Annotated in this window: 7 protein-coding genes; 3 read left to right on the forward strand and 4 right to left on the reverse strand. The window is 41.0% G+C overall.

Annotation, left to right across the window (positions count from 1 at the left end; genetic code table 11):
- Positions 1-97: 97 nt before the first annotated feature.
- From lysS to CLV99_RS08430, 3 genes are all read left to right on the forward strand, one after another.
- Positions 98-1804 (forward strand): lysine--tRNA ligase, encoded by a 1707-nt coding sequence (gene lysS / locus CLV99_RS08420; protein ID WP_211348452.1) that lies wholly within the window; start codon positions 98-100, stop codon positions 1802-1804.
- An 85-nt stretch (positions 1805-1889) separates the two neighbouring features.
- Positions 1890-2456 carry a hypothetical protein gene (locus tag CLV99_RS08425; RefSeq protein ID WP_133584032.1) on the forward strand — a complete coding sequence of 189 codons (567 nt, stop codon included), beginning with the start codon at positions 1890-1892 and terminating at the stop codon, positions 2454-2456.
- Positions 2457-2580: 124 nt separating this feature from the next.
- Positions 2581-3291, forward strand: coding sequence for a DUF4397 domain-containing protein (locus CLV99_RS08430; RefSeq protein ID WP_133584033.1), 711 nt, complete (start codon positions 2581-2583; stop codon positions 3289-3291).
- A gap of 402 nt (positions 3292-3693) precedes the next feature.
- On the opposite strand, the gene CLV99_RS08435 is transcribed toward CLV99_RS08430, so the two are convergent.
- From CLV99_RS08435 to CLV99_RS08450, 4 genes are all read right to left on the reverse strand, one after another.
- The gene (locus CLV99_RS08435; protein WP_162850065.1) at positions 3694-4788 is read right to left on the reverse strand and encodes a C40 family peptidase; all 1095 of its coding nucleotides are present in this window, start codon (positions 4786-4788) and stop codon (positions 3694-3696) included.
- Positions 4707-5093: a hypothetical protein gene (locus CLV99_RS08440; protein WP_133584035.1), complete on the reverse strand. Its 387-nt coding sequence runs from the start codon at positions 5091-5093 to the stop codon at positions 4707-4709. Before CLV99_RS08440 ends, CLV99_RS08435 begins: the two co-directional genes overlap by 82 nt.
- A 134-nt stretch (positions 5094-5227) precedes the next feature.
- The gene (locus CLV99_RS08445; protein WP_133584036.1) at positions 5228-5860 is read right to left on the reverse strand and encodes a fibronectin type III domain-containing protein; all 633 of its coding nucleotides are present in this window, start codon (positions 5858-5860) and stop codon (positions 5228-5230) included.
- A gap of 689 nt (positions 5861-6549) precedes the next feature.
- Positions 6550-6927: a helix-turn-helix domain-containing protein gene (locus CLV99_RS08450; protein ID WP_133584037.1), complete on the reverse strand. Its 378-nt coding sequence runs from the start codon at positions 6925-6927 to the stop codon at positions 6550-6552.
- Between the last annotated feature and the right edge of the window lie 58 nt (positions 6928-6985).

Consider the following 6985-nt stretch of genomic DNA (forward strand, 5'->3'; position numbering starts at 1 on the left):
CTTTAAACACAATCCTCCTTAAACAAAGTAACATATAGGTGTGATTGAGTTTTTCAGGGCCAAACGGCTCACATACATTTCTCAAAAAAAAGAACAAATGAGTATTGCATTATCCGAACAGGAATTACAGCGTAGACAAAATCTACAAGGCATTATTGACCTAGGTATTAACCCCTTCCCTGCCGATGAATTCAAGGTGAATGTTACTGCTGCTGACATATTGGAAAACTACGAGCGCGATAAGATCAACTATAAGCATATTTCGATCGCTGGCCGTATTATGAGCCGCCGCATTATGGGAAATGCATCTTTCATCGAACTGCAAGACACTACTGGACGCATCCAGGTATATGTAAAAAGAGATGACCTTTGCCCTGGAGAAGACAAATCCTTATACAATACACTATTTAAAAAACTTTTAGACATTGGTGATATCATCGGTATCGAAGGCTTTGTATTCACAACACAAAGTGGTGAAATATCTGTACATGCAGAGAAACTAACTGTACTCACCAAATCTTTACGTCCTCTTCCTGTAGTAAAAGAAGCCGAAGGCAAAACTTTTGATGCTTTTACCGATCCAGAACAACGCTACAGAATGCGTTATGTAGATTTGATCGTAAACGCACAGAACAAAGATATATTTGTCAAACGTACGAAGCTTTTTAACGCCATGCGTCAATTTTTCAACGATGCCGGCTATATGGAAGTAGAAACTCCCGTATTACAAGCTATCCCGGGAGGAGCAGCAGCAAGACCTTTCATCACACATCACAATGCTCTAGATATTCCATTATATCTACGTATTGCCAATGAATTGTACTTAAAGCGTCTAATTGTTGGTGGATTTGATGGAGTATACGAGTTTTCCAAAAACTTCAGAAACGAAGGAATGGACCGTACGCACAATCCAGAATTCACCGCGATGGAAATATATGTAGCCTACAAAGACTACAATTGGATGATGGATTTCACGGAAAGACTTTTAGAACATTGCGCTCAACAGGTCAATGGCAACACCAAAACAGTATTTGGCGAACATCAAATTGACTTCAAAGCGCCATATCCACGCGTCACCATGACTGATGCCATCAAACAGTTTACAGGTTTTGACATCACAGGAAAGACCGAAGATGAAATCCGTACCGCTGCGAAAGGAATGGGGATCGACGTAAACGATACAATGGGCAAAGGCAAGCTGATCGATGAAATCTTTGGCGAAAAATGCGAAGGGAACTTCATTCAACCGACATTCATTACGGACTACCCTGTTGAAATGTCTCCGCTCACAAAGAAACACCGCAATAATCCAGAACTGACGGAACGTTTCGAACTAATGATCTGCGGAAAGGAAGTAGCCAATGCCTATTCGGAGTTGAATGACCCTATTGACCAACGCGAACGCTTTGAAGAGCAACTACGTCTTTCAGAAAACGGAGATGACGAAGCGATGTTTATTGACCAAGACTTTCTTAGAGCACTAGAGTACGGCATGCCTCCAACTTCCGGACTTGGTATCGGTATGGATAGGCTCATCATGTTCCTAACGAACAATGCTTCCATACAAGAAGTTCTCTTCTTCCCACAGATGCGTCCTGAGAAAAAAGAGGCAACAATAGAACTAGGCCCTGACGAAAAAGCGGTATTAAACCTGCTATCCGAAGACCGGAAATCCTTAGCTGAAATCAAAGAGCAATCTGGACTAAGCGGCAAGAAATGGGATAATGCAACGAAAAGCTTGAGACAGAAGGATCTTATAGATATCATCATCGAAGGCGACAACAAATACATCACAAAGAAGTAGATTAACAAAAGCCGTGCTTTCTTCAAAAAGCACGGCTTTTTTTTACTAAACAACTTAATCGCAATAGAACCTCAGCACCGCCCCCATGATAAGATTATTTTTATACAGCCTTTCCACTATCACCTTACTGCTATCAAGCTGTAACACCCCTCTAGAAAAAGGTGAAATACTACCATTTTCAGATGCAGGTGCTGTTTGGGAAAACCTTCATATGAAAAATGATTTTCATGAAAAGCGCATCGCACTAAAAGGATACATCGATCTCGAAAACCTCAGAATACAAGGGAAAGAGTTGCATTGCCAATTGGTAGACAAAGAAGGAAAACACCTATCACACCTCTTCATTAAGGAAAGCAACAAAAACTCCTTAAAACTGGATATAAAAAACGAAGAAAAAGTGAATTACCTTCACTATATTGACATTGATTACCCTAACAGCTACATACTGGACAACGAAGGAAAAAGTCTACCACTAACCCAAAACGTATTGGTTTCCTTTGATATAAAATACAGTAAAAACGCAAAGACAGATTCATTTGTCCTATCAGAAGCTACGGAAGATGGAGCACATCCTTTCTTTAAAGAATTTGCAAAAAAGGGACAACAGTATTATTTTTTTCACGCGGACAACATTCGGATCGACAAAATATAGCCTAATAGCCCCCCCTACAGATAGCCAAAGACCATTTCCCCAATAATAATTTTCATTTTTTTTTCTAACCTGTAGCTTTTTCCAAAAGCACACCGTTATAATCACATAACAAAGCAGAGAAAATATGAAAACACAAACTATTAAATTATTCTTCATTGCGCTTCTAAGTGTATCCGTCTTAAGTGGATGTCTTAAAGATAACGACGACATCAATAATATCCCCAGAGCATCCCTCTATATGATCAACGCTTACACGCCAACCCCTTCTATATATCACATGGCGGACAACAACTACTTACAGTCTCCACACACGCCATTGGCATATAGCAGTTACGGCATACCACCAGCAAACTTATATGCAGGAAACCGAAAAATTAAAACCGTTTCCTCTGAAAATAAAGTTTTGATTGACACCGTGTATACCTTCAAAGACAGATCGTCTTACAGTTCCTTTGTATTTGGAACCGCAGAAAAACCAAAGCAGATCATAGCAGAAGACCAAAGTGTAGAAAACCTTGCCAACAAAACAGGTTTACGTTTCTTCCACCTGGCAAATAATATTTCAAAAGTCAACGTATACCTAAACAGCAAGGAAACCCCAATATACAAAGACAGAGTAATAGAAGATGTATTAACAGGTGAAAGTCTCAAAAATGCTAATTTTATAGCTCAAAATAGCGGAAAAACAAATATCATCATCACAGACGAGAACAACAATACACTGGTCGAACGTTCAGAGAATCTTGAAGCAGGAAGATACTACAGTATTATTCTAACAGGCGACAAGAACTCCACAAAAACACCACTATACCTCGGCATAGTAAAACAATACTAAGAATCCATTTTTTCTGAAAGTATATGTTTTCAAAGGTCATCAAGAACTTTCATGCCTGTTGTTCATTCAAAAGGAATCATGAAAGTTTTAATTTAATAGGAGAGGGTATGTCTTTGTCTGACATACCCTTTTTTTGTATTAGCCTCCTACTAAACAGAAAAAACCACTAAAGTTCTGCTATTGGACCTCTCACGTCATCGTCGAGAGGTAAGTTTTTTAAACAAACACAAAGGATCTTCACTTCCCCGGATGAGGAGCGCCGGAATCTTGATGCTATCCAGCATATCCGTACTGTCCGTTCGAGATACCAGCGCTAGCAAGGTAGCACATATCAATTGAATCGAATTTCGTCGAATACTACTTTTAATGATAGTCTCCATACTAAATACTAGGTACTAAATACTACTCGACCCATTTCGCCACTGCATACACAGTTCTTAGATGTCTCCGTCGGGATTCGACACGATCGTTGCTGTTGCCTTCGATAGTGATCAGGTAATCCTTAGACAATTCTTTAATCAAGCCTACGTGATTGATACGTTTGGCTTTGGCTCCATATATTCCGAACACGTCGGCTGGCCTAGCTTTATCTTTAGCGATCTGCCTAGCTTTGGGAAACAATGCCGGAGACCAAGGGCTACGTGGAACCTCAAGTCCAGCCTGCCCATAGCACCAAGAGACAAATGCAGCACACCATTCGTGATGTGGGCCTAGGTTTGTGTAACGGAGATATTCTTCAACACGAGGCCCGTCATTATGCCCTGTGGCTTCGTGAACGCCAAGTTCAGCAGAAGCAATGTTAATGATCTTGATTCTGTCCTCATTGGCGGACTGCCTAGGCACTTTCCCTTGATAGAAAGTGCCGCAAAGATCAAGACTGTTTACCCTATGTTCATCAAGCCTTCGTAAAGCAACACAGGCGGGTCCCAAGGTCTCCTGCCCTCCTATTCCCCCCTTCGACTGGGACTCCTGACCTAATGCAAAATATACAGCCTTGCGATTTGTAGCTTTACGGCCTTGATCTCCATATGCTAAAAGGTCATCCTTAATGGCAAGCTGCTTCACAGGCGACATTATTTCTAATTGTAAGGAAGTACTAGCATTATCTAGATAAATTGGCCTAGGTTGCGCAAGGCGTAAAGAATTGTCGATTATTTCTGATAAGCAATCAGACTTGTTTGATCCCGATTTATCGGGAGAGTTTGTCTTATTGCCAGAAATAAGAAGACAATTTAGCCGAGCAACCAAGCCTTGACCTTTTGGTTCCTTTTCTGTCAAGAGAAAAGGAACTGGCCCCGCCGCGGCTACAGAGCGGCATAAAAATCTATTATAGTTAAGCCCTGTAAAGTCTGTAGATATCTCCATGACGGTCCCCGATGCATCAAGACACAGCGACATGAAGGGACAACGTGAGCTTAAAACACTACTACCATCACCATTATCACTGCATAAAGCAATAAAAAGAAAACCGAGAAATAAATAATACATTGTTGCCATGATGTCAATTGGTTAAAATGTTGTCCAAACTGTTTACGAAAAGATTTAAAGGGGCTCCATAGGAGCTCCTGCAGCCATATACTGATATAGATAGCGAGCCATCCTACCAGTAGGCCAAATACCGCCACCGTCAGGATACCAAAATCCAGCACACCTATAGCCGGGTCTATCAATTGTAGGATGACCGATATACCTATCCATCCGATGATTAGAAATAGAAAGCCAAAGAACAGCTTTTCTTTTAATGTGAGTTCCTCCCGCCAGCCCTGGGCCAACCATGAAGGATTATTTGTTAGTGTTGTCATGTTATAAAAAAGTTATGTAGTGATTCCCGACTATGTCGGGACTTCGTTGCACTACGCAAGTGAACGAGTTATCCAGTTTTAATAAAGGGGGCGAATACGCATATCCGCCCTTCCTATAATTAACCATTGATGATTTACCTCGCTTTCAGAGAGAAGACATCCGACCAATCTCCGATACCTTTTTTATTGCGGGCACGTACGCGCAGGTAGTAGGTTCTGTCAGGCACCGTAGGCGCATACATATTGCCTCGACTGCTACCTGTCTGGAAAGTTTCCTTCCATATCGGAACACCATCATCATCTACACCATCTGCAATCTGGTATTCGTAAATCAGCGCCTCCTTCTGTGGTTTGAATTTGATATCCATCTGATTCTGCTGTTTACCATCGACCAACATTCCACCTGTCACCTTGTTCGGCACCTGCGCCTCCTTTGGATCAGCTTCAAGTTGCAGTCCAGAGCTCAACAGTTTAGAGCGCGAACCATCCGACATCTTATTGACATAAAAAGCGATATCCCTCAAGCTAGCAGCCAATACACCTTTAGCATCATTCTTTTCGGAAATCTCTAACAGACTTCCTCCTCTACTTGCCACCTGCCACTTTTCTCTAAAATCGACCATCTGTGTACTCAGCTCAGTCAGTTCGATCGGCGGATCCGTAAAAACAGCGTGATCTGTAAGGCAGTCCAATACCTTCCCGACCAGGGTATTCAACTCATCATCTTTGAACCCCGAATAATCTAGCAATACTCTTTTTGTACGCATAACTGTAATGTTTTTTTGGAAATATTCCCTGTGAATAAATTAATGAACACTGGTCGCCGCGGCCGACCTTATGACACAAACATATCTCGGATTATTCCTAAAAAAACAGACTGAGACGAACTGAGAGAAGCCTTCTTTCAAACTGATAAAATATAGGCCATACTGAGAGGAACGAGATACTGTACTGAGACCATCTACATTCAGTTGCCTTCAAAAAGGGAATGATTATCGCCGGCAACCATTCCCTTTTTCACAACAAGTGCCCCCTTTTTAAGAAAAAGGAAGCACTTATCTGCAATTTACAGTCCCCATTGAGCAAAAAGGAGCACCTTATTACAAAAAACATTTTACCTCGTATGATATTACGTCCCCTTTTTAATACCAATCGAACGGTTTTACACAAATAGTGGTCACTTCCACAAAAAAACAAGTCACTATTTATCAGCCACATACACCTTCTTCACAAATAGCAGTTCCTATTTCAGAAAAAGGGATTACTTATTCAGAACAAGCAATCCCTTTTTAATAACAAGTGTCCCCTTTTTACAAAATTCTATCTCCTTTATCTCAAAATGGATATCCTTTTTTTCAACAAGAAGGTCCTTCCTTGTTAAAAGGGTTCACTTTTTTAGGAAAAGTGAACCCTTATTCACTAAAAGCAATCACCAGCTATCAAGAACCAATCCCTTCTAGCCATCTTTTAATCTATTTTTGAGCTTCTTAAAGGTCCAGGCCCCTTTTTCATGAGCCGGAATATGCTTCATGACTTCCTCCACATCACTAAACAGGTAGTAAGGCCTATTGCCCACCTTATTGACCGGATGGATCAGCACATTTTTAATATTGCGGTAGAATGTAGCCTGCGACACTTCAAAATAATCTATGACCTCACTGACCGTTAGGTGTCTGGGCAACACATCAGGTTTTTGATCAGGTATTATAGGCTGTGGTTCGGTAGCATTACCTGCGACCGGGTACAAACGCCCCATTAACATCTCATTCTGCTGGCTCAACAAAGAATTCGTTTGGTTCTGTTGATCAATAATCTGTTGCAACATCTCTTTCATAATAATAAAAATGACATGCACAGTCAAAGTCCGGCCATAGCTACTATGCGGTTATAAC

Origin of the sequence: Sphingobacterium yanglingense, assembly GCF_004363245.1 — a bacterium.
Classification (GTDB): Bacteria; Bacteroidota; Bacteroidia; order Sphingobacteriales; family Sphingobacteriaceae; genus Sphingobacterium; species Sphingobacterium yanglingense.

What these genes read in the sequence shown, in the direction of transcription:
- lysS (WP_211348452.1), top strand. Translation starts at nt 98, where the DNA reads ATGAGTATTGCATTATCCGAACAGGAATTACAGCGTAGACAAAATCTA.
- CLV99_RS08425 (WP_133584032.1), top strand. Translation starts at nt 1,890, where the DNA reads ATGATAAGATTATTTTTATACAGCCTTTCCACTATCACCTTACTGCTA.
- CLV99_RS08430 (WP_133584033.1), top strand. Translation starts at nt 2,581, where the DNA reads ATGAAAACACAAACTATTAAATTATTCTTCATTGCGCTTCTAAGTGTA.
- CLV99_RS08435 (WP_162850065.1), bottom strand. Translation starts at nt 4,788, where the DNA reads ATGGCAACAATGTATTATTTATTTCTCGGTTTTCTTTTTATTGCTTTA.
- CLV99_RS08440 (WP_133584035.1), bottom strand. Translation starts at nt 5,093, where the DNA reads ATGACAACACTAACAAATAATCCTTCATGGTTGGCCCAGGGCTGGCGG.
- CLV99_RS08445 (WP_133584036.1), bottom strand. Translation starts at nt 5,860, where the DNA reads ATGCGTACAAAAAGAGTATTGCTAGATTATTCGGGGTTCAAAGATGAT.
- CLV99_RS08450 (WP_133584037.1), bottom strand. Translation starts at nt 6,927, where the DNA reads ATGAAAGAGATGTTGCAACAGATTATTGATCAACAGAACCAAACGAAT.